This window comes from Peribacillus sp. NJ11, from assembly GCF_030348405.1.
Taxonomy (GTDB): Bacteria; Bacillota; Bacilli; order Bacillales; family DSM-1321; genus Peribacillus.
Genome location: NZ_JAUCFO010000001.1, coordinates 3,702,073 through 3,724,791 on the forward strand (window position 1 = coordinate 3,702,073; position 22,719 = coordinate 3,724,791).

19 protein-coding genes are annotated in these 22,719 nt (G+C 39.8%); 14 read left to right on the forward strand and 5 right to left on the reverse strand.

The annotated features are described in order from the left end of the window. The first annotated feature begins 251 nt into the window (after positions 1–251). The 3 genes from QUF86_RS18310 to QUF86_RS18320 all read left to right on the forward strand — a co-directional run bounded on the left by QUF86_RS18310 (position 252) and on the right by QUF86_RS18320 (position 4,979). Positions 252–995 (forward strand): Cof-type HAD-IIB family hydrolase, encoded by a 744-nt coding sequence (locus QUF86_RS18310; protein WP_289316223.1) that lies wholly within the window; start codon positions 252–254, stop codon positions 993–995. A 170-nt stretch (positions 996–1,165) separates the two neighbouring features. Then, complete coding sequence (locus QUF86_RS18315; protein ID WP_289316224.1) at positions 1,166–2,164, forward strand: NAD(P)H-dependent flavin oxidoreductase; 999 nt, start codon at positions 1,166–1,168, stop codon at positions 2,162–2,164. Positions 2,165–2,585: 421 nt separating this feature from the next. Further along, positions 2,586–4,979 carry a YhgE/Pip domain-containing protein gene (locus QUF86_RS18320; RefSeq protein WP_289335126.1) on the forward strand — a complete coding sequence of 798 codons (2,394 nt, stop codon included), beginning with the start codon at positions 2,586–2,588 and terminating at the stop codon, positions 4,977–4,979. A gap of 539 nt (positions 4,980–5,518) precedes the next feature. Here QUF86_RS18320 and QUF86_RS18325 read toward each other — a convergent pair. From QUF86_RS18325 to QUF86_RS18335, 3 genes are all read right to left on the reverse strand, one after another. Continuing rightward, on the reverse strand, positions 5,519–6,118 hold the full coding sequence (locus QUF86_RS18325) for an exonuclease domain-containing protein (protein WP_289335127.1): 600 nt from the start codon (positions 6,116–6,118) through the stop codon (positions 5,519–5,521). Positions 6,119–6,306: 188 nt separating this feature from the next. Then, positions 6,307–7,188 (reverse strand): helix-turn-helix domain-containing protein, encoded by an 882-nt coding sequence (locus QUF86_RS18330; RefSeq protein ID WP_289335128.1) that lies wholly within the window; start codon positions 7,186–7,188, stop codon positions 6,307–6,309. 272 nt (positions 7,189–7,460) lie between these two features. Beyond that, a complete protein-coding gene (locus QUF86_RS18335) occupies positions 7,461–8,087 on the reverse strand; it encodes a CAP domain-containing protein (protein ID WP_289335129.1) in 627 nt (208 codons plus the stop codon). A gap of 543 nt (positions 8,088–8,630) precedes the next feature. Between QUF86_RS18335 and QUF86_RS18340 the strand changes: the two genes are divergently transcribed. From QUF86_RS18340 to QUF86_RS18375, 8 genes are all read left to right on the forward strand, one after another. Continuing rightward, positions 8,631–9,203: a GNAT family N-acetyltransferase gene (locus QUF86_RS18340; protein ID WP_289335130.1), complete on the forward strand. Its 573-nt coding sequence runs from the start codon at positions 8,631–8,633 to the stop codon at positions 9,201–9,203. Between the two features lie 181 nt (positions 9,204–9,384). Continuing rightward, the gene (locus QUF86_RS18345; RefSeq protein ID WP_289316230.1) at positions 9,385–9,819 is read left to right on the forward strand and encodes a DMT family transporter; all 435 of its coding nucleotides are present in this window, start codon (positions 9,385–9,387) and stop codon (positions 9,817–9,819) included. Positions 9,820–10,536: 717 nt separating this feature from the next. Next, positions 10,537–12,171, forward strand: a complete 1,635-nt coding sequence (locus QUF86_RS18350; RefSeq protein ID WP_289316231.1) for a peptide ABC transporter substrate-binding protein — start codon at positions 10,537–10,539, stop codon at positions 12,169–12,171. Between the two features lie 133 nt (positions 12,172–12,304). Continuing rightward, on the forward strand, positions 12,305–13,234 hold the full coding sequence (locus tag QUF86_RS18355) for an ABC transporter permease (RefSeq protein ID WP_141994689.1): 930 nt from the start codon (positions 12,305–12,307) through the stop codon (positions 13,232–13,234). After that, positions 13,234–14,163 (forward strand): ABC transporter permease, encoded by a 930-nt coding sequence (locus QUF86_RS18360; protein WP_289335131.1) that lies wholly within the window; start codon positions 13,234–13,236, stop codon positions 14,161–14,163. Before QUF86_RS18355 ends, QUF86_RS18360 begins: the two co-directional genes overlap by 1 nt. Before the next feature lie 49 nt (positions 14,164–14,212). Next, complete coding sequence (locus QUF86_RS18365) at positions 14,213–15,226, forward strand: ABC transporter ATP-binding protein (RefSeq protein ID WP_289316233.1); 1,014 nt, start codon at positions 14,213–14,215, stop codon at positions 15,224–15,226. 13 nt (positions 15,227–15,239) lie between these two features. Beyond that, positions 15,240–16,232 (forward strand): ABC transporter ATP-binding protein, encoded by a 993-nt coding sequence (locus QUF86_RS18370; RefSeq protein WP_289316234.1) that lies wholly within the window; start codon positions 15,240–15,242, stop codon positions 16,230–16,232. Between the two features lie 214 nt (positions 16,233–16,446). Then, positions 16,447–17,301 (forward strand): crotonase/enoyl-CoA hydratase family protein, encoded by an 855-nt coding sequence (locus tag QUF86_RS18375; protein WP_289316235.1) that lies wholly within the window; start codon positions 16,447–16,449, stop codon positions 17,299–17,301. A gap of 218 nt (positions 17,302–17,519) precedes the next feature. Here QUF86_RS18375 and QUF86_RS18380 read toward each other — a convergent pair whose 3' ends face one another. Together QUF86_RS18380 and QUF86_RS18385 are read right to left on the reverse strand one after the other, a co-directional pair. After that, positions 17,520–17,720, reverse strand: a complete 201-nt coding sequence (locus tag QUF86_RS18380; protein WP_029714163.1) for a cold-shock protein — start codon at positions 17,718–17,720, stop codon at positions 17,520–17,522. Between the two features lie 184 nt (positions 17,721–17,904). Next, the gene (locus QUF86_RS18385) at positions 17,905–18,861 is read right to left on the reverse strand and encodes a D-2-hydroxyacid dehydrogenase (protein WP_289335132.1); all 957 of its coding nucleotides are present in this window, start codon (positions 18,859–18,861) and stop codon (positions 17,905–17,907) included. Positions 18,862–18,981: 120 nt separating this feature from the next. Here QUF86_RS18385 and QUF86_RS18390 point away from each other — a divergent pair, with 120 nt between their 5' ends. From QUF86_RS18390 to QUF86_RS18400, 3 genes are all read left to right on the forward strand, one after another. After that, positions 18,982–19,530: a GNAT family N-acetyltransferase gene (locus QUF86_RS18390; protein WP_289335133.1), complete on the forward strand. Its 549-nt coding sequence runs from the start codon at positions 18,982–18,984 to the stop codon at positions 19,528–19,530. Between the two features lie 199 nt (positions 19,531–19,729). After that, the gene (locus QUF86_RS18395) at positions 19,730–21,187 is read left to right on the forward strand and encodes a CoA-acylating methylmalonate-semialdehyde dehydrogenase (RefSeq protein ID WP_289335134.1); all 1,458 of its coding nucleotides are present in this window, start codon (positions 19,730–19,732) and stop codon (positions 21,185–21,187) included. Positions 21,188–21,257: 70 nt separating this feature from the next. Then, positions 21,258–22,598, forward strand: coding sequence for an aspartate aminotransferase family protein (locus QUF86_RS18400; protein WP_289335135.1), 1,341 nt, complete (start codon positions 21,258–21,260; stop codon positions 22,596–22,598). Positions 22,599–22,719 lie beyond the last annotated feature (121 nt).

The window sequence follows — 22,719 nt, forward strand, 5'->3', positions numbered from 1 at the left end:
GGATATATTTATATTTAATCGAATCCGGATTGATGCTCAAGGTCACAAAAAATTTTGTGACCTTGTTTCACGACATTCATTTCCTTATACTAAATCATAAAAACATCAATAGCTATTTTACAATTGGAAATGGAAAAATCAAAGCCTCCATGGTATTGCCTGTTCAATACTTCACGTTCTTTCCTTGTGCATGCAATATAAGCTATCATGGACATAGTTACATAAGAAGGATTAAGGAAGGGTGAATAAAAATGAAGAAACCTGATATTAAATTAGTTGCACTTGACATGGATGGCACGCTTCTAAATATTGCAGGAGAAATATCCGAAGAAAATAGGAGAGCGATTAAAGAAGCCGAAAATCAAGGGGTTTTTGTTGTATTGAGCACGGGAAGATCCTATGCTACATGCAGTGATTTTGCAAAGTCAATGGAACTCCAATCATACCTCATTACGGTAAATGGAAGCGAAATTTACGATAATCAAGGAAAACTGGTGGAAAGGAATATCGTCGATAGTGAGTCCATACAGTGGATGTGGGAATTAAGCCAAAAACATGGTACGCATTTTTGGGCAATTAGTTGCGATAATATTTACAGAGCTGAAATGCCTGAAAAAATCCATGATTCGCAATGGCTTAAATTCGGTTTTGATACAAATGATGAAGGTATCCGCAAAATCATCATGGATGAACTGTTATCAAAAGGAACCTTTGAAATAAGCAATTCAAGCCCAACGAATATTGAAGTGAATGCCATTGGAGTCAATAAAGCGAAAGCGATAAAGCTTGTATGTTCATTCCTCGATATTACTATGGATAATGTTATGGCGGTAGGAGACAGCCTTAATGACCTTGCCATGATTTCTGAAGCAAAAGTAGGAGTCGCAATGGGAAATGCCCAAGAAATTGTGAAAGAAAAAGCAGATTGGATTACAGCAACAAACGAAGAAGACGGTGTTGCTAAAGCCATTCGTAAATGGGTGCTTTCAAATTGAATCGATACTGTATATGGGCCCTTTTCCATATACAGTTTTTTTATGAAATGGCTTGCATGATGATGAAGTTCAGCTCCTGAATTAATTTCTTGAAAATTGTGTATTTTAGAAGTATGATAATCTTGTAGTGTTATATTTTGGTAATATATTAAAAATGGGAGGTTTCATAGATGAGAAGAAGTTTGCCTGAACATTGGTGGAATCAATTATCTTTACCAGTTATCTCAGCACCTATGTTTTTAATATCCGGTCCTGAGTTAGTGAAAGAATGCTGTTTGAATGGGGTGATTGGCTCTTTTCCAGCGCCGAACGCGCGGCCAATAGAGGTACTGGATCAATGGATGGGTGACATAAACGACACATTGAATGCAGCAGGGGAGAAAGAACCAGGCTCAAAGATTGCTCCATGGGCAATGAATATGGTTGTCCACCGTACTTATAGCCGTCTTGATGAAGAGTTGGAACTGGTCAAAAAACATCAGCCTCCCATTGTCATTACATCATTAGGTTCACCAAAACATGTGGTGGATGTGGTACATAGCTATGGCGGTTTGGTTTTTTCGGATGTCAGCTCTGTGGAATTTGCAAAAAAAGCTGCCGAGTCAGGTGTGGATGGATTGATCTTAGTTGCTGCGGGAGCCGGCGGTCATGCGGGTGAAATAAATAGTTTTGCTTTCGTTGACAGCGTAAGGACATTCTGGGACGGAATCATTTTGCTTGCAGGATCAATTAGTACTGGTCACAGTATTTTGGCGGCTCAGGCTGCAGGAGCAGATCTGGCTTATATGGGAACACGTTTTATCGTGGCAAAAGAGAGCAGGGCAAATGATGAATATCGTGAAATGCTTGTCGATTCTGATCATGATGACATCATCTTGACTGATGCATTTTCAGGCGTTAATTGCAACATGCTGAAACCGAGCATCAGAAAGCAAGGTATGGACCCAGAACAATTAGCAAAAAAAGAAAAAGTCGACTTTGACAGCATGTCCAAATCATCTGACTCAAAAGCGTGGCGCGATATTTGGTCAGCAGGTCATGGTGTAGGGGCGATAAAAAAAATAGATACCGCTGCCGGCATCATTAAACAATTAGAAAAAGAGTATCAGGAATCCTTAGAGAAATTGACTGGGCAGGCGGAAAAATTAAAAGGCATCATATCAAAATAATATGAAAGCGCTTTATTTAATTATGCGAATATAACTTATTTTCACACAAAAAAGGGTGTCCATAATGGATGCCCTTTTTTGTGTGAAATATCAGGGCTAATTTTTCAGCTGATGATAAAAGAATTATTCAGCCATAAATGCAATGTGTATAGGATATATAAAGAAAAATAGTGAATTTAGGATGTAAGACAGTGAAAAAATATTGATAAAAAGATGGATAAATGTTATATTATTTTCGTGATAATGACCGAATGAACAATATAGTCATTAGTCATTTTTTGTTTTGAAAGTAATATATAGATAAAGAATGATAAATATATATTGCAGAAGCAATTGACTTAATTATGTATTCTTCAATCCGTTTTTCACTGAAATAGATTAAATAAACGGCATATTCGTCGTTAAGGAGGACTTGGTAGGCGTGTTAAAATCTTTAAAGGGTGAATTTTTAGCCATTATAAAACATCCTATGATACTCATTTCCATAATCGGGATCATAATGATTCCCTTGTTATACAGCGGTACGTTCCTTTGGGCATTTTGGGATCCATACGGTAAGGTGGACCAATTGCCAGTTGCCATTGTCAATATGGATGAAGGTGCCGAGTTCAATGAATCGGAACTTACAATAGGAAAAGACTTAGTCAAGGAGTTAAAGGAGAAAAAGGATTTCGATTGGCATTTCGTCAGTCAAAAGGAAGCCAATGAAGGTCTGGAAAATCAAGATTATTACATGAAAATTGAAATCCCGAAAAACTTTTCGAAAAATGCAACGACCTTACAGGATGACAATCCGGAAAAACTGGATTTAATTTACACGTCCAATGAAGGGTTCAACTATATATCAACTAAAATAGGTGACGCAGCTTCGGAGAGAATCAAAGGGGAAGTTTCGTCAGCCGTTACGAAAACCTATGCGGAGTCAATGTTCGACAATTTGAACGAAGTGGCTGACGGACTCAAAAGTGCCAGTGATGGAGCTGGAGAATTGAAAGACGGAACAGATACAGTGAAGAACGGATCAAGTGAACTTGGTGATGGGATTAACTCTGCTAAAGAAGGTTCCAAAAAAGTGGATGAAGGAATTGATTCCGTTCATTCAGGTTCTGTAGAAATCCATGAAAACCTTGAAAAACTAGCCGAAAAATCATTGACCTTTTCAAATGGGGTAGGTTCCGCAGCTGCAGGATCAAAAGAGCTTAATCAAGGGTTACAACAGTTTAGCTCTGGTGTTGGACAAATGAAAGATGGGCAATCCGAGCTTTTGCAAGGAGCCAAGAAATCTGAAGCGGGTACCGGTGAATTGGCATCTGGACTGCAGCAGTCATTAGAGGGCTTCAATCAAATAGAAGAAAAGCTGCCCGCTTTGACAGAGGGGGCAAATGGCGTGGCCGCTGGTGCTGATCAGTTGTCAGGTTCATTGTCTGAATGGAGTGCAGCATCGAGCGAAGCGAAAGCGGGGGCTTCTGAAGTTTCAGCAGGTTTGGAAGAAGTTATTTCCGGATTGAAACAACAATCCGAAGCTACTGATGATCCTGCCGAGAAAGCGCGTTTGGATGGAGTGATTGCTTCTCTAACCCGCATAAGCGAAGGCAGTAAAGGAGTTTCTGAAGGAGTAGGGAAACTATCAGCAAGTGCATCCGAAATTGCTAAGGGCTCAAACAGTCTTAGTGATGGCGCAAATCAGTTAGGTGAAGGCACAAGTGCGCTAAGCGGTGGTTTTACTCAATTGAAGCAAGCTCAGGATAAACTTGCCAATGGAGCGAATGAACTGAAAAATGGTCAAGGTCAATTAGTTTCTGGATTGACAACGTTTGGCGATAGTATAAATTCAGCACAGAGTGGGCTTGGTCAGTTAACCGAAGGCAGCAACAACTTGGTAAGCGGACTTGATCAGCTTGAAGATGGCTCCAAGCAATTATCAAGTGGAACCTCACAGCTTTCGGAAGGTTCTAAAGGTCTAGTTACAGGAACGGATAAGTTGAAAGAAGGTTCATCCAGCCTTACTAGTGGTATGGGAGAACTGGCCAATGGAGCTATCAAGTTACAAGATGGAATCGCCAAACTTTCAGATGGATCTGAAGAATTACGTGACGAATTGAAGGATGGGGCAAACGAAGCTGGTAACATAAAATCAAATGAAGAAGTATATGACATGTTCGCAAGTCCAGTTAAAGTGGATAAATTGCCAATAAATAATGTACCAAACTATGGCACTAGTTTTGCACCATATTTAATTTCATTGAGTTTATTTATCGGGGCTATAGTACTGACGATCATATTCCCGTTAAGAGATCCTGCTGTTAAGCCTGCAAGTGGATTTAGCTGGTTTATTAGTAAATACAGCGTCATGGCCCTCATAGGAATCTTTCAAGCCGTATTGGTGGACTCGATATTAATTTTAGGACTTGGAATTGATGTTACGAACCTGCCGCTGTTTTTTGCAGTAAGCATTCTTGCTAGCTGCACATTCATGGCTATCATCCAGTTCCTGGGTTCAGCCTTTGATAATCCTGGTCGGTTCATAGCATTATTAATTTTGATTCTTCAACTGACCAGCAGTGGCGGAACATTCCCGAATGAATTGGTTCCTGGCTTCCTACAAGGGTTCACACCATTCTTACCGATGACTTATTCGATTAATGCTTTCCGAGCAGTCATCTCAACAGGAGATTATAGCTTCATGTGGCATAACCTTAGCATATTGGCCATATTCCTTGTTGTCGCATTATTATTATCACTCACGTACTTTATTTTCCGATATAAAAAATTGAACGGTGCATTAGATGAAAAACATGAAGAGGCAACCGTATAATGATGAAAAAACAGCGTCCCGTAATGGGTCGCTGTTTCAGACTGTAGACAAACTCGATGAAAATCGAGTTTGTCTACAGTTTTTTTATGGGTGTACAATTTAGACGTTGATTTCCGCTCCAGGCACTCGCTTTCCGCGGGCGGTCCGCCCTCGGCGCCTTTGCGCCTGCGGGTCTCCCCTGGACGCGCTTTTCCCGCAGGAGTCTCGCACACCCGCTCCAATCAACTTTGTTTTAACTTTTAGATAGAACCCTTTTGCCTAAAGTCTTTATTGTTTTAAAATAGAATTATAAAAATTGAGGTGATGAGGATGATTTCTAAACATATTTCAAAAGGGATTCGGAATTTTTTAATTCCGAACCCCCTTTGTCTACAAATTGAACAGCGTCCCGTAATGGGTCGCTGTTTTTTATTGATAACCTGAATCTATGTGCCAAGCGCTTCCTGTTCACAAGGAAAAGGGAAAGATGTCAAAAAACGATTATAATGACAAAACTATGGCGCAGACTGTACAAGAGTGTAAAAGTATTTAAACAGCTGCTATACCCTTGTCTTTTGAGTGGCAGGTGCATATTTCTTCATCGGATTTTTAGCAATGACATCTTTTAAATAAGGGTGACCAGAAGGGCCAGGTTTTCTCATAAGTTCCATTAGGTAAGAAATATCGTCCAGAGCTCTGTGTGTTTGGAAATTGGTGATATTATGTGCCTGCAGTAATGTTAAGAGTTTACTATTCTCGAACCCGTATTGCTTCCAAGGTACATTCCGCATCGTACAGAACCACTTTTGATCATTGATTTCCGGATACATTTGGTAGAGAAAACTTCTATCGAAAGAAGCATTATGTGCGAAAATCGAATCAGTACGGGCTATGAAGGATTTAATTTTTTCATCGTGAAAACTTTTTCCTTCAACGGAGTTGTATGGAATTCCATGAATCCTGTATGCTTGATCATAATTACTTCTCGCTTGATAGGAGAGAGGCTCCCTTAAAAATGATTCTTGATCAATAAGATTAATAATTTCCCCTGTTTCACTGCTGTATGTAAAGAGTATAAGGGCAAGTTCGATAATTTCATCGGAAGAGGGACGTAAACCAGTTGTTTCCACGTCTAGTACTAAACCTAATCTATTAGACAATTTTTTTTCCTCCAGTAGAATTTCATTAATCTATTATAGCTGACATAGGTTAGCAATTGAAAGTGTAATGTAAGGGCGAGGTTGAACTATCCTGGATTAAAGCGATTTCGGATCAAACGATGCTATAAAAAAAAGATAGAGAAGTGCTTTTATCAAAGCAATCTCTATCTTTTTTTATCAAATTAAGTTCAAATGAATTGTAAAATGCTCTCCAATTCATCTTCGGCAATTTGTACGAATTCTTCGTTTCTTTGAAGACTGAAAATGTTCTTGGCTTGATTTAAATATTGCAGTCCTTCGTCAGGTTGTTGGAGATTAATCAGATTTTTACCAGTTAAAAGATGGAGTTCTGCATATAAATATAATGATTCTATCGAATTACAAATGTTGATCCCTTTAAGGGTATAATTTAACGATTCCTGATAGTATTGAAGTTCAGTCAATGTTTGTGCTAATCCATGAATGATCTTCACGATAATTGTACCTTCTTGATTCACATGGGGAATATTCTCGATAAATTCCAATGCTTCATTAAAGATGGTGATGGCCTCTTCATAATTCTTCGTTTTAAAATGGATGATTCCGATACTATTTAGGACTGCTATCTCCTGTTGATGTAGAATGACACGTTTACCCATTGTAATCCGAATGGCCTCATTCAATAATTCTATAGCCTTTTGTTTGTCATTGTACAAATAAAAAAAAGCTATACCTTCATGCCATTTCAAGAATTGATAAAATGAAATCGATTTTTCCGGTGCCGTTGCCATTTCTTTTTGGACGATTTCATAGATTGCTTCATAATTACGTGTGCGCCTATATTTGTTTATCAAAAGTTTAATGGTTTCTATGTAATTATAAATTGGTTCATTTTTGGTAGTGAAGAAATAGGGCAGGTCAACTTTAAGTTTATCCGCAAAAAGTGCCAATTCATCAATTGTTGGAGAAGTGATGCTTCTTTCATAATCTAACAGGATATTAGGTTCACATATATCCATAGCCAGTTCTTCTCTTGTAAGATTTTGTTTTATTCGTAATTCGTGGATAACAGAGCCAACCTCTATTTTCATTTCAAATGCCCCTTTATACCTATGTCTAGATTTCTATTTTAACATAATTTATTTTTATCAGGAAGATAATTGAAAAATAGTATGATATAACTACTTTAACTGTTTTCCATTTGAACCCCTCCAACAAAAAAATAAATGACGAACGTTTTATTATTGAAGCTATCATACTGTAGGTGAACAGGTTCAGAATTAATAGATGAGGGGGAAGCGGTAGATTAGGAAGGGAGGGTAATGATAAAAAAAGAGGCGGCAATCTTCCGCCTCTAAAGATTTCAATTTCCAATGAATTGCTGGGTCCAATAGTGGGTGTACTTCCCTCCTGTCACATGCCCAATTCCAATATGGGTATAGTTCTTGTTCAGAATATTGGCCTTGTGTCCGGGGCTGTTCATCCATGATTTCATGACAGCATCCGCACTGGGTTGACCTGCTGCGATATTTTCCCCTGCGTACCTGTAGCTGATCCCAAAGGATTTCATCATATCGAAAGGCGATCCGTAGGTTGGGCTTGCGTGATTGAAGTAATTACTATCACGCATATCTTCAGATTTCAGATTTGCAACCTTGGAAATGGCTGTATCCATCTCAAGGGAAGGGAGGCCGGATTTTGAACGTTCTTCGTTCACTAAATTAAGAACCTGCTGTTCAACTGACTGACTATTCTCTTGATCAGCTATGTGGATGGATGTAGGCAGATTTATGATTTGTCCAATTTGTATTTGATTTGAATCTTTTATAGCAGGGTTAGTTTTAAGTAGTTCGGAAATGCTGACATCGTATTCAGAAGCAATTTTCGTTAAGGTATCTCCTTTTGCTACCTCATAAGTATCGGCTCCCAGGGCAACGGTTGGAGATAAAAGGGATAGTGACAGTGCTGATAAAAGGATGATTTTCTTCATTTTGTTTCCTCCTAGTATAATATCTGGATTGGAAGTATAGTATCCTATAAAAATAGTTTTGTGTAAAATTAGCTCATTCACATTCTTAGTTGCTATGGGAAAAAGGTATCGAATGGGAACAGAATAATAAGGGTCCATATAACCCTGAAAGTGTTAATGGTAAACCAAAATCATAGGGCTTTTTGATAGATCGGAAGAATTTCCCCATGTAGATAAAGAATCATTTTACGTTTGGCAAGCTATGTTTGTCAGGGTAAATAATAAGGACAGCAAAACGAAAGTAGCTGTATAGAACAAGTGAAAAAATGATGAAATAATTAAATGGTCCTAAGAACATCCTGATTGTTATTTCTGATTAGGTTAAGGCGGGAACAGGATGGTTTACGTCATTCTTACACAAACACAGGGATTTGATATAAGAAAGGACATACGGAATGGCTTTGTTCCTAAAAAAACGAATTAAAAGAATTGTCCATTAAGACAGGTATCACTTCTTCATGAATAGAATTAAATAGACAGCTGAATATACGGGGGGATTCTACGATGTGGTGTAAGGAATTGGAAACAGAAAGGCTGAGTTTAATCGAAATAGGTCACCATCATGCCGAGAGTCTGTTTGAAATTCTCTCTAAAGATGAAGTGACCAAGTATGATGGGATAGAAAGTTTAACTCAAGTTGAAGATGCCCGCCGCTTAATTGACTCGTTTAAAAGTGCTTATATAAACAAACGTGGGATGCGGTGGGGGGTTATTTTGAAAGATTCAGGCAAATTCATCGGTACCGTTGGCCTGAATCAATTGAGCATTGCCAATAAACGCGCCGAAATAGGATATGAAATCCATCCGGATTATTGGAGGCAACATTTCACATCCGAAGCTGTCAATGAAGTATTACGCTATTGCTTTGAAGAATTGAGACTAAACAGAATTGCCGCTTTAACTTTCAAGGATAATATTGCATCTAGAAACCTATTGAAGAAATTTGGATTTAAAGAGGAAGGCAGCCTCCGAAGTTATCTATTTCTTCGTGAACAATCGCATGATGCCCTGGTATTTTCCTTGTTAAGTACAGAGTATTGCCAGTTACGGCAACAAAGGAGTTCAGTGATCAAATAGATTTTAGTTTTTGTATAGAACATTGCAGCTGGCCCAAAGTGCCAGTTTTTTTATTTGTAGATTATCTCTCCCTTACAGATGATTTTATATCACTAAAGGACAATATACATATTTTTCATGTTAAAATGGAATGCGGATTCATTAATCAGTCCGGATGGACATAAAAAGGAGCAAAATCATTGTGAAGATATTATTTCCGTTGCTTGCGGTCCTAGGTGGCATCACCATTGCCATACAAGGGCAAATCAATGGTGGATTAGGGAAAAAAGTGGGGGTCATTGAAGCTTCTTTCATTTCGTTTGGAATCGGGACACTCGCTTTATTATTTATTGTTTTGTTTGCTGGAAACGGAAATATTTCTGCTGTTTCGACTGTACCTAAATGGCAATTGATAGGCGGACTCCTTGGGGCTATTTATGTCATTGTTATAATAATGGTTGTCCCGCAGATTGGAGTGGCCCCTGCATTGGTTGGGGTTATCGCTGGTCAGATACTGATTGGGGCTGTCATTGACCATTTCGGTTTATTTGGAGGGGTACGCATCCCATTGGATGCGAAAAAGGTGGCAGGCATATGCTTACTTTTCGTGTCATTATATTTATTTAATCATAAATGAGTTAGAGTTAGGTTATTTTTCGTGGGGGATGACGCGTGAATATAGTTGAGAAACTGATATAATATTTCTATTCCCCTATAGTTTTTACCCATTATTTAGGATTTGGATAATTAGAACCCAGTATTTTTTTTAGGTAATGTATTATTCTACTAAAATGTATCATTTGTTTGAAAATGGTTTGCTAGGAAAGTGGGCTTAGCAACCGATCTGGCTTGAATTATTAGAATATTTAGAAAAAAATAACATGGGTAAGACAAGCGAACATATATGAATACTGGTATTAAACTGTGTCGAAAAACCATAGGATGCCGAAAGTCATTTTACATTAATTAGGTTGCTCGATTCTATTTACCTATTATCTAGATCTAATTGATTAGCAAATAATTACTATCTTGTGAAAAAGTACTCATCGGTTTATTGATTTTTTGATTTATTCGTAATATACTTAAAATTCAACATCTTTAATTCGAGGTATAGTACCCTGGCGAGGTTGGAAAGAGGGTGATTTTTAACTAGTAAACTGCATTAATTGGTTTATTTAGATAGAAACGCAGATTTATGCAAACGGTTCGCTAGATTTTTTGTGGATTCCTGCAATGAATGCTTCTCACTTTCCTCGCTGACATTCAGTATGTACTATACGAACAATTATAGGTGGTAGAAGGATAATCTCGTAAACGGGAATATTCAAAAGATAAAGATGAGGGGGAATATTTTTTGAAAAAGTCTAAATTTTCAGTGCTTGCTCTTCTTATGGCCATCATGCTTATTCTTGCGGCATGCAACGGCGGTTCGAAGGAAACTTCGAATGAAAAAGAAGGCGGCTCGGGTGACTCAGCCAAATCAAAAGTGTTAAACGTAAACAACTCAAGTGAACCTGGTTCGCTTCACCCTGCCAATGCTCAAGGTACTCATGAATCATGGATCCTTGAACATACGTTTGAGGGATTGACTAAGAAAACAGAAGAAGGCAAAATCGTACCTGGTTCTGCAGAATCGTGGGAAATCAGTGAAGATGGATTAAAATGGACATTCAAATTGAAAGATGGTTTGAAATGGTCAAATGGAGACCCGCTTACAGCTAATGATTTCGAATATGCTTGGAAATATGCTTTGAAACCGGAAACAGCTGCTGATTATGCTTACCAACTTTATTATCTTAAAGGTGGGGAAGCCTACAACAGTAAAAAAGGGAAGGAAGAGGACGTAGGAGTTAAAGCGACTGACGACCTTACATTAGAGGTTACTTTGGAGCAGCCTACACCATATTTCCTTGACTTGACTTCCTTCTATACTTTCTATCCAATCAATAAAAAGGTACAGGAAGAAAATCCTAAATGGGCTTTGGATGCAAAAACACACGTATCGAACGGTCCATTCAAATTAACGGAGTGGAAACATAAAGAAAGCCTGAAAATCGAAAAGAATGAAAATTACTACGATAAAGACAAAATTAAATTGGATGCAGTTAACTTTGCTCTGATTGAAGATGAAAATACAGCATGGCAAATGTATCAGAGTGGCGAATTGGATATCGCTTATCCGCTGCCAGTGGATGTGCAAGGACAATTGGTTAATTCTGGCGACAAAGAATTCAAAAACGGCGCAGAACTTGCTGTTTACTATTACAACTTTAATACTGAAGTAAAGCCTTTCAATAATGCAAAAGTCAGGAAAGCGCTTTCAATGGCTATCGAACGTAAAAAAATTACTGAAAATGTTGCTCAAGGTGGTCAAAAACCTGCCTTTGGAGTAATCCCGCCGGGCATTCCTGATGCAACTGGAGATTTCCAGGAAAATACAGGTAACCTATTTGAGGAAAACGTTGCTGAAGCCAAGAAATTGTTAAAAGAAGGTCTTGCTGAAGAAGGCATGAAAGAATTACCTGATTTTTCAATTTTGTATAATACTTTAGATACTCATAAGAAAATTGCTGAAGCCGTTCAAGGAATGTGGCGCGATAACCTGGGTGTTGAAGTGACACTTGAAAATGCAGAATTCCAAGTTAAGCTTGATCGTGAAAAAGCTGGCGACTTTGAAATTTCCCGTGCAGGATGGGTTGGTGACTATGTTGACCCAATGACTTTCATGCTTTGGGAAACGGACGGTGCCTATAATGATGCAAATTGGTCGAACAAAGAATATGATGGTTTATTAAAAGAGGCAAAATCTACAATGGATCCAAAAGAACGCATGGCTGCTTTACATAAAGCAGAGGAAGTTCTGATTGAAGAAATGCCGATCCTTCCGGTTTACTTCTATACAAAACCATATATGGTTAAATCGAATGTTACTGGAGTTTTTGCTCCGATTAATGCTTATCCGAACTTTATTTACGCGGATAAAAAGTAATAGAAGGATAAAAGTGAAATGGGAGGTATGTCCGATTTAGGACATACCCCATTTTTCAATTGCGAATTTGAATATTTCATGAATTCATTTCCGTTTTCAACTCCTTAGAAAATCGATGATTGGGGTGATTACCATGTTGAGATATACATTAAATCGTTTTAAATGGGCGATTATTACTTTATGGGCTGTTATAACATTAACGTTCATCATAATGCATACGATTCCGGGAAATCCATTTGCTAAAGAAGGAGCTATGCCTCCTGCTGTATATGAAAACCTTCAAGTCCACTATGGATTGGACAAGCCGTTGTTGACCCAATATGGGAATTATTTATTGGAAGTCGTTCAATTTGATTTTGGTCCTTCATTGAAATCCTCTTCCATTTCCGTGAATGATTACATTTTGAAGGGTTTTCCAGTGTCCTTGCACTTAGGGGCACAAGCATTGGTGATTGCCATCTTCTTTGGGCTCATTTTGGGCGTAGTGGCATCACTGAAAAGAAATAAATGGCCCGACTATTTATCAATGGTCATTGCCATCGTAGGGATCTCTGTTCCTAACTTTATCTTGGCGACTATTTTAATCAATTATTTTGCAATAAAATGGAATATATTCCCTGTTGCTACATGGGCGACATGGCAGCATACCATTTTACCATCCATTGCCCTATCAATGATGCCTCTTGCTTTCATCGCGAGATTGATGCGGACAAGCATGCTTGAAGTAATGGGACAGGATTACATTTTGACAGCAAAGGCCAAAGGATTGAAACGGAGCGGTGTCATTATCAAACATGCCATTCGGAATGCGTTATTGCCGATTATCACGATCCTGGGTATCCTGACTGCTAATATAGTAACAGGAAGCTTCATCATTGAACGTATTTTTGGTATTCCGGGCATGGGAGATATGTTCGTAAAGGGAATATCCAACCGAGACTACCCGGTCATTCTTGGTTCCACAATTGTGTATAGTGCGGTGCTTATCCTTTTAATATTCATCGTTGATATAGCCTATACGTTGATTGATCCGAGAATTAAAGTGACGGGGGAGAAGAAATAATGGCAGATAAAGTGCATTTAACCGAAGATATGTTCCAACCCGCTGAAGGAAACTTTAAGGAAGCAGAAAGAATTGCCAGACCAACAGTTTCATATTGGTCTGACGTCTGGCGTCGCTTTAAAGAAAATAAACTGGCGATGACGGGATTTATTCTTATTATCCTCTTGGTCTTAATGGCGATTTTTGGGCCATATATTAACGGATATACTTATTATGGACAAGATTTCGAGAAAAAGAATCTTAGCCCCAATGCCGAGCATTGGTTTGGAACGGATTCAGCAGGTAGGGATTTATTCACGCGAGCTTGGTATGGTGCAAGGATATCCTTGTTCATTGGATTGATGGCTGCGCTGATTGACTTTTTGATTGGTGTCCTTTATGGCGGGATTTCAGCCATTCGTGGTGGACGCACGGATAATATCATGATGCGGTTTGCTGAAGTTATTTATGCGATTCCATACCTATTGATGGTTATCTTAATGATGGTCGTATTAAAACCTGGTATTTTGCCGATCATCATTGCGATGTCAATTACAGGCTGGATTCCAATGGCGCGACTGGTAAGGGGACAGGTTTTACAACTAAAAGAGAATGAATATATCCATGCAGCAACCATCTCTGGAGCCAATACGAGCTGGACTTTAAGAAAACACATGATTCCGAATACAATGGGACCGATTCTTGTCAATTTAACGTTGACTGTACCCACTGCTATTTTTGCCGAAGCTACTCTAAGCTTTTTGGGATTGGGAGTGCCAGCGCCTCAGGCAAGCTGGGGAACATTGACAAGTGATGCCCTGGGAAGCATTTTGGTAGGGAATTTCTATCAACTTTTAATCCCGGCAATATTGATTTCCTTAACCATGTTCGCGTTCAATGTGGCTGGTGACGGACTGCAGGATGCCCTAGATCCAAAACTACGGAAATAAAAGAGTCCTAACATAAAGATTTGATATTACTAGAATAGGAGGGACGATGATGGAGAACCTATTGGAAGTCAAAGATTTACACATCACCTTCCATACTTATGCAGGAAAAGTCCAAGCAGTTCGCGGCGTGAACTTTGAAGTGAAAAAAGGGGAAGCCGTTGCCATTGTTGGAGAATCCGGATGCGGCAAAAGTGTTACTGCTAAATCCATCATGAGATTACTGGAAACACCCCCAGCAGAGTATGGAAAAGGGTCAATAAACTTTGGCGGCAAAGACCTTATTAAAATGAGTGAAAAGGAAATGCAGAAGATTCGCGGAAATGAAATCAGCATGATTTTCCAGGATCCAATGACTTCCCTCAATCCAACGACAAAAATCGGCAGCCAAATCATGGAAGGCATTTTAAAGCATAATAAAAATATGGCCCGAAAAGATGCATACGAACGGGCGTTGGAAACGCTTAAACTGGTAGGTATTCCTCAGCCGGAAAAAAGGATGCAGCAATATCCACATGAGTTTTCAGGTGGTATGCGCCAAAGGGCGATGATTGCAATGGCTCTAGCTTGTGAACCGAAATTATTAATCGCCGATGAACCTACAACGGCATTGGATGTAACGATACAAGCGCAAATTTTGGAACTGATGAAAGATATCCAACGCAGAATGGATACTTCCATCATTTTAATCACTCATGATTTAGGTGTGGTTGCGGAAACTTGCGAACGGGTAGTCGTCATGTATGCAGGTAAGGTTGTGGAGACGGGTACAGTAGAAGCTATATTTTCAAACCCACAGCATCCATATACAAGAGGCTTGCTTAAAACGGTGCCAAGGCTGGATATGGAAAAAACGGCACCGTTGGTTCCCATTATCGGATCACCGCCCGATTTATTGGATCCGCCAAAAGGATGCCCTTTTTATCCAAGATGTGAATCCGCAATGAAAGTGTGCAAAGACCATGATCCGGAACTTGAAGTAGTCGAAGTGGGACAGACAGCCGCATGCTGGCTACACCACCCAATGGCAAAAGCAACACAGGTACAAGCACCGACTAATGTATAAAGGAGGAGAACCAATGGTTTCACTAAAAAATAAGTCAGTAAAAGAAAAGACAGTCAACGAAAATTCTCCTCTTGTTGAAATTAAGAATTTGAAGAAATATTTTCCTGTTGGTTCTCAGTCGCTGAAAGCGGTAGATGGTTTGGATCTCAAAATCTACCCAGGGGAAACGGTCGGTCTTGTTGGGGAAAGCGGTTGTGGTAAATCGACTGCCGGTCGTACAATTACCCGACTTTATGAACCGACAGACGGAGAAGTTCTGTTTCAGGGGAAAAATATCTTCGATTACAAACCGGGGGAAATGTCACATATCCGCCGTGAAATACAGATGATTTTCCAAGATCCCTACGCTTCCTTGAACCCAAGGATGAAGGTGGAGGAATTGATTGGGGAACCACTTGCCATTCATGGGATATCAAAAGGTAAAGAGAGAAAAAAACGAGTGGAAGACCTGTTGAAGCTGGTTGGTTTAAGTCCGGAACATATCACTCGTTTTCCGCATGAATTCAGCGGTGGACAACGCCAGCGTATTGGAATTGCAAGGGCGTTGGCTTTAAATCCAAAATTCATCGTCTGTGATGAACCGATTTCTGCCTTGGATGTTTCGATACAAGCTCAAGTTGTTAACTTATTAAAAGAGCTACAAAAAGAAATGGGATTGACTTATTTATTCATCGCTCATGATTTATCGATGGTCAAGTATATTTCAGATCGCATTTTAGTCATGTACCTTGGAAGAATGATGGAACTTTCGGATAGTGATTCTTTAACGAAAGATCCGCTGCATCCCTACACGCAAGCTTTGCTTTCTGCAGTGCCGATTCCAGACCCCACTATTAAACGGGAAAGAATCGTACTTAAAGGCGATGTACCAAGTCCGATCAATCCGCCAAGTGGCTGTGTATTCCGCACTCGCTGCCCAAAAGCGATGGAGATATGCTCCAGTGCTGCACCTGAATGGAAAGAACAAAAACCGGGGCATTTCGTTGCTTGTCATTTATATTGGTAAATAAAAAAACCAGTTGCATTTGCGACTGGTCTTTTTTTACATATTTATGTAAAATATTTTAGATAGAAGCGATTATTTTTGCAGACTAAATTAATTATCAGTTTGTAAAAATAAATAACTAGGAATCTGAAAATAAAACATATAAAATGTAATTATATGTAAAAATAAAAATCTGTTGAATATTTCAATTTTTGAGAGAAGGAGGAGACTGATATTGTATTCCACGATAACTAGTGAAATCGTCGATCGAGTCATGATTGTTACTCTTAATCGTCCTGAAAAAATGAATGCTTTCAATGAAAAGATGTGTGAGGAGATGATCCATGCTTTTGATGAAGCGGATGAAAATGATGACGTACGAGCCGTAATTATAACTGGCGCTGGGGATGCTTACTGTGCTGGAATGGATTTGGAAAAAGGTGCAGAAACCTTTATGGATCACACTCCTTTGGTTGAATACCGCGATGCAGGGGGGATGTTGTCATTACGGATTTTTGAGATGAAGAAACCTATGATAGCGGCCATTAATGGAGCGGCAGTTGGGATTGGTATCACAATGACTTTGCCCATGGACATTAGAATTGCTTCAACAGATTCAAAAATGGGTTTTGTATTTGCGAGGCGAGGGATAACGATGGAAGCATGCAGCGGCTGGTTCTTGCCTAGGCTCGTCGGAATGGGTAAAGCTTCCGAATGGATTTTTACCGGCAGGATGATTTCGGCCAGTGAAGCATATGAGGGAAGGTTGGTAAACAAGATCGTCGAGCCGGATGAATTGATGTCTGCTGCAATGGAGATTGCATCAGACATTGCAGAAAATACATCTTCTGTCTCCGTGACGTTATCCCGGCAGTTAATGTGGACCATGCTCGGTGCTAACCATCCTGTTGAATCACATAAAATAGAATCGAAAATGATTCATTGGACCGGAAAACAAGCGGATGCACTAGAAGGGATTGAAGCGTTCTTGGAAAAAAGGAAAGCTGATTTCAAAATGAAAAGCAGCACCGATATGCCTCCGTTTTACCCATGGGGAACGGATCGAACATATGAAGTTGATAAGAAATAAGACATGAATGGTAGTCAGGGAGCCTGTGGAAGTGAGTGATAATTTTTACTTTTCGGATAAATTAGGGTTTCTTTTCTTAGTGTGTTATACTGTGTTTACCATTTACTAAACTTGTTTCATGTTCCCCTATTCCCCGCGAATAGGGTTTTTTTATTTTTGCTTTTTAATCAAAAAAAACAGACCCTACAAGTAGAGTCCGTTATATATTGTATTTAAAATTATGCTTTTTGAACGTTAGTAGCTTGGGGTCCACGTTGACCTTGCTCAACTTCAAAAGTAACTTCTTGACCTTCGTCTAATGATTTGAATCCTTCGCTTTGGATAGCTGAGAAATGTACGAATACATCGTCTCCGTTTTCGCGTTCGATGAAGCCAAATCCTTTTTCTGCGTTAAACCATTTTACTTTACCTTGTTCCATTGTTGTTGCCTCCTAGTGTGAATCCACACATTGTGTTACTACCCTTGCTCAATCATTAGACGAAAAGTGTTTCACTTATCAATCTTCCCGAACAAAAATAATTCTTTTTAAATATAACAGATAATGTCGGAATCTGCAAGCAAACAAAGTAAGATTATTTATTGTGCATAGTGTTGTACAATTCTTAATACCCTTTTCTGTAATCAAGTAAATTAATTGAGGGGTGTTTACCATTTAGGTAATTCTCTAAATTCGGCATGAAAATATCCTGAATAAGCCGTTGGTCGTAAAATTCCGTATTACCGGATGTATGCGGCGTGATGATTACATTGTCCATCTCCCATAATGGGCTCTTCCCAGGAAGTGGCTCCGTTTCAAACACATCAAGTCCAGCACCAGCAATATCTTTGTCCTTGAGAGCTTGGACCAATTCGTTTTGAATAACGAGATTTCCCCTTCCTATATTAATGAAAAAAGCGGAGGGCTTCATTAGTCGGAATTCGTTTTTCCCGAACATATTCCGTGTTTCTGGGGTCAATGGTAATGTCACGACAATATAATCGCACTTAGGAAGGAGATCATTCAATTGATTTTGTGTGAACATCTCATCGACAAATTCTTCAGATTTACCGGAATGGCGCATTCCTAATACGGACATGCCAAAAGCCTTGGCAATTTTAGCTGTTTCCTTTCCGATTTTTCCAACACCGATGATCCCGATGGTCTTTTCATGAATTTCCTGCTTCATATTTGCGTGATGCCAAGTCTTCACCTGCTGTTGCTTAATATATGTATCTATTTTCCTTGTTAAGGCAAGCATTAACGCGAAAATGGTTTCTGAAATGGGATAGGCATGGACGCCATTTGCAGTTGTAATCTGCACGTTCTTTTGTTCCAAACTTTCCAGGGGTAAGGCATTCACTCCGGCACTCCATGTCTGGATCCATTTTACTTCGCTTGCATCGATGGATTCAGCCATTTCCGTTTTCCAGCCTGCGATCACTTCAGCATCGGCTAGATGAGCCTTCCATATTTCCGGAGATCTTCCGGTGATGACAGTCCACTCGGGAACCAATTCTTTAATCTTCTGTAATAAGAGCACATTCAAGTTTTGGCTTATTATGAGTTTTCTTTTTGGCATAATTATCCTCCGAGATCATTTTTCTGAATTATACGTAAGTTTCAAAAATATTTCAATTGGGAAAGAGGTTGGTTCACAATCTTGTTATAATACTGATAATTAATGGAATGGGGTGTAATCATGAACGTCAAAGACATATATGGACAGCTGCCTATTATAGAATCAAAACGTTTGGTTATGAGGAAAGTCACCATGAGTGATGCAGAAGACATGTTCGCTTATGCATCCAACAGTGAAGTTCCCCGCTACGTCACATGGGAAGCGCATCGTTCACTAAGTGATACAAAGGATTTTATCAGATTCATCCTACAAAATTATGAGGATAAGAAAATCGCTCCATGGGGCATACAACACAAGGAAAGTGGTAAGTTGATTGGTACTATTGACTTTGTTTCATGGCAGGTTAATCATCATAATGCCGAAATCGGGTATGTATTGGCACCCGAATATTGGGGGAGTGGCTTAATGACGGAGGCAGCCCAAAAGATAATTGCCTTTGGCTTCGAAAATATGAACCTGGTTCGAATACAAGCACGCTGCTTCGTTGAAAATTTTGGTTCAGAGCGAGTCATGCAAAAGGCGGGTATGTCTTTTGAGGGAATCATAAGAAAAGGAATGTTTGTTAAGGGAAAGCATCAAGACCTAAAGCTATACTCGATTATTAAATGATGGGTGTGAGGGCTTCCGGTAAAGGGAAAGCACAAAGGAGATTCTACATGGTGAATTCTTTTCATGAATATAGGAAAATCAAAAACAAACAATATGTGCAAATATTGAATTAAAAACTATACAAAACGTCTAATGTAAAAAGTCCGTTTGAAAAATATAATGAAACTATGAAATCGTGTTGAAATGGAGGGTTTCTTTAATGGCAGTTATCAATGATGTAGAAACGTTGAAAAATTATATCGGTGGCAAATGGGTGGATTCCTCAACATCGAAACATGAAGAAGTGCCAAATCCGGCAACAGGAGAAGCATTGGCAATCGTACCCCTTTCCACAAGGGAAGATGTAAACCAAGCGGTGAAGGTTGCTAAAAATGCGTATAAAGAATGGAAAAAGGTGGCCGTGCCAAAAAGGGCGCGCTTCTTATTCCGTTACCAGCAATTATTGATAGAACACTGGGATGAACTGGCAAAGCTGGTCACGATTGAAAATGGAAAAAGCTATACAGAAGCATATGGTGAGGTTCAACGTGGGATTGAATGCGTGGAGTTCGCTGCAGGTGCGCCTACCCTAATGATGGGCAGTCAGCTTCCTGACATTTCCCCAGGCATTGAATCTGGCATGTACCGTTATCCAATGGGTGTCGTTGCCGGGATTACGCCGTTTAATTTCCCGATGATGGTGCCATGTTGGATGTTCCCGCTTGCAATAGCCTGTGGCAATACGTTTATTTTAAAACCTTCAGAACGGACACCGCTCTTAGCCAACCGTCTTGTAGAATTATTGACGGAAGCCGGTGTTCCGGATGGTGTCGTCAATATTGTCCATGGTGCCCATGATGTCGTGAACGGGATTTTGGAACATGAAGACATTAAAGCGGTATCTTTTGTAGGATCCCAGCCTGTCGCAGAGTATGTTTACAAAACGGCAGCTGCCAATAAAAAACGTGTCCAGGCTTTATCAGGAGCGAAAAACCATTCAATCGTCATGCCTGATGCAGACCTGGAAAATGCGGTAACGAACATAACCAATGCCGCTTTCGGATCTGCAGGCGAGCGCTGCATGGCTGCTTCGGTGGTTGTTGCAGTGGGAGAAGTGGGAGATTCGCTCGTTGAGAGATTAAAGGCTGCAGCGGATGACATCAAGATTGGAAATGGAATGGATAAGGGCGTTTTCCTTGGACCCGTGATCCGTGATACACATAAAAAGAGAACAGAACAATATATTGAAATTGGGGAAAAAGAAGGAGCTGTCCTCCTTCGTGATGGCAGGAATGAAGGCGATCAGGAAAATGGCTATTACGTTGGACCGACATTATTTGATCATGTAAATACAAACATGAAAATATGGAAGGATGAAATTTTTGCCCCTGTCTTATCCATAGTACGGGTTAATACCCTTGAAGAAGCAATCGATTTGACCAATCAATCCGAATTTGCAAATGGTGCCTGCCTCTATACGGATAGTGCAAAAGCCATCCGGGAATTTCGTGAAGAAATTGATGCAGGAATGCTTGGTATTAACCTTGGGGTACCCGCACCAATGGCATTCTTTCCATTTTCCGGCTATAAAAGTTCATTTTATGGAGACCTTCATGCCAATGGAAAAGACGGAGTGGAATTTTACACTAGAAAGAAAATGTTAACGGCAAGATACTAATATGAAAAAGGGGTCGACGCAATTTGTGGTCGGCCCTCCTTTATACATTATGATAGGGGGAGTGTGGCTTATGCAGGTTGAAAAACAGGGTCAGGATCTTAAGGCGATGGATGGCAAATATGTTTGGCATCATATGAAAGGGGCTGAACCCAACCCTGGGACAATGGTGGTCAAAAACGGGCAAGGAGCATGGATAACGGATGTTGATGGAAATCGCTACTTGGATGGGATGTCAGGGTTATGGTGTGTCAACGTGGGTTATGGTCGAACGGAACTCGCTGAAGCAGCTTACGAACAGTTGAAGGAACTTCCTTATGCCCCTTTAACGAACAGCCACATTCCTGCTATTAAGCTAGCAGAGAAGTTAAATGAATGGCTGGGTGGGGATTATGTGATTTTCTTCTCTAACAGCGGTTCAGAAGCAAATGAGACTGCTTTTAAAATTGCTCGGCAGTATCATCAGCAAAAAGGTGAACATGGACGTTATAAATTCATTTCCCGTTATCGCGGCTATCATGGAAATTCGATGGGAGCCCTGGCAGCTACCGGGCAGGCGCAGCGGAAGTATAAATATGAACCACTCGCCCCAGGATTTCTTCATGTATCACCGCCTGATTCTTACCGAAATCCAGAGGATGAAAGCGGCGAAAAAAGTGCGGCGGAAATTGACCGTACCATTACATGGGAGTTGAGCGAAACGGTGGCTGCGGTAATAATGGAACCTATCATCACAGGAGGCGGAGTTTTGATGCCACCTGATGGATATATGAAACGTGTGAAAGAAATTTGTGAGAAAAATGGCGTCCTTCTCATTTCGGATGAGGTCATTTGCGGGTTTGGCCGTACTGGGAAGAAATTCGGATTTATGAACTATGATGTAAAACCGGACATCGTAACAATGGCTAAAGGAATCACTAGCGCTTACCTGCCATTATCCGCCACAGCCGTCAAACGTGAGATTTATGAAGCATACATCGGTACCGATGATTATGACCGCTTTCGTCATGTAAATACTTTTGGTGGCAATCCAGCTTCCTGTGCCCTTGCTTTGAAGAATATTGAAATATATGAAAATGAAAAACTTATAGAACGTTCTAAAGAGTTAGGGTTTCGCTTGCTGCAAGAATTTGAAGAAATCAAATCTCATCCTAATGTTGGCGATGTGCGTGGGAAAGGTTTGTTGGTAGGAATTGAACTGGTTGAAGATAAAGGGACAAAACAGCCGATCGAACTTTCCAAAATCAATAAAGTGATTGCGTCATGCAAAGAAAAAGGGCTGATCATAGGTAAAAATGGTGATACGGTAGCAGGCTTCAATAATGTACTGACCCTTGCTCCTCCACTTAGCATAACTGAAGAGGATTTCTTATTCATCGTAACGACAGTAAAGCGAACGCTAGCAGAACTATAATAAATATTACGAACCTTCAGAAATAATAGAATGAGTGGTCAAGAATTTAATTTCTGAAAATTCAGTATTAAAGTGGATTGCTAAATAGACCTATTGATATTCTCTTATACATTCGGTTTTG

Bases quoted from the DNA above. Each gene is read 5' to 3' on its own strand.
- QUF86_RS18310 (WP_289316223.1), top strand. From the start codon at position 252: ATGAAGAAACCTGATATTAAATTAGTTGCACTTGACATGGATGGCACG.
- QUF86_RS18315 (WP_289316224.1), top strand. From the start codon at position 1,166: ATGAGAAGAAGTTTGCCTGAACATTGGTGGAATCAATTATCTTTACCA.
- QUF86_RS18330 (WP_289335128.1), bottom strand. From the start codon at position 7,188: ATGAAAATAGAGGTTGGCTCTGTTATCCACGAATTACGAATAAAACAA.
- QUF86_RS18335 (WP_289335129.1), bottom strand. From the start codon at position 8,087: ATGAAGAAAATCATCCTTTTATCAGCACTGTCACTATCCCTTTTATCT.
- QUF86_RS18340 (WP_289335130.1), top strand. From the start codon at position 8,631: ATGTGGTGTAAGGAATTGGAAACAGAAAGGCTGAGTTTAATCGAAATA.
- QUF86_RS18355 (WP_141994689.1), top strand. From the start codon at position 12,305: ATGTTGAGATATACATTAAATCGTTTTAAATGGGCGATTATTACTTTA.
- QUF86_RS18360 (WP_289335131.1), top strand. From the start codon at position 13,234: ATGGCAGATAAAGTGCATTTAACCGAAGATATGTTCCAACCCGCTGAA.
- QUF86_RS18365 (WP_289316233.1), top strand. From the start codon at position 14,213: ATGGAGAACCTATTGGAAGTCAAAGATTTACACATCACCTTCCATACT.
- QUF86_RS18370 (WP_289316234.1), top strand. From the start codon at position 15,240: ATGGTTTCACTAAAAAATAAGTCAGTAAAAGAAAAGACAGTCAACGAA.
- QUF86_RS18380 (WP_029714163.1), bottom strand. From the start codon at position 17,720: ATGGAACAAGGTAAAGTAAAATGGTTTAACGCAGAAAAAGGATTTGGC.
- QUF86_RS18385 (WP_289335132.1), bottom strand. From the start codon at position 18,861: ATGCCAAAAAGAAAACTCATAATAAGCCAAAACTTGAATGTGCTCTTA.
- QUF86_RS18390 (WP_289335133.1), top strand. From the start codon at position 18,982: ATGAACGTCAAAGACATATATGGACAGCTGCCTATTATAGAATCAAAA.
- QUF86_RS18395 (WP_289335134.1), top strand. From the start codon at position 19,730: ATGGCAGTTATCAATGATGTAGAAACGTTGAAAAATTATATCGGTGGC.
- QUF86_RS18400 (WP_289335135.1), top strand. From the start codon at position 21,258: ATGCAGGTTGAAAAACAGGGTCAGGATCTTAAGGCGATGGATGGCAAA.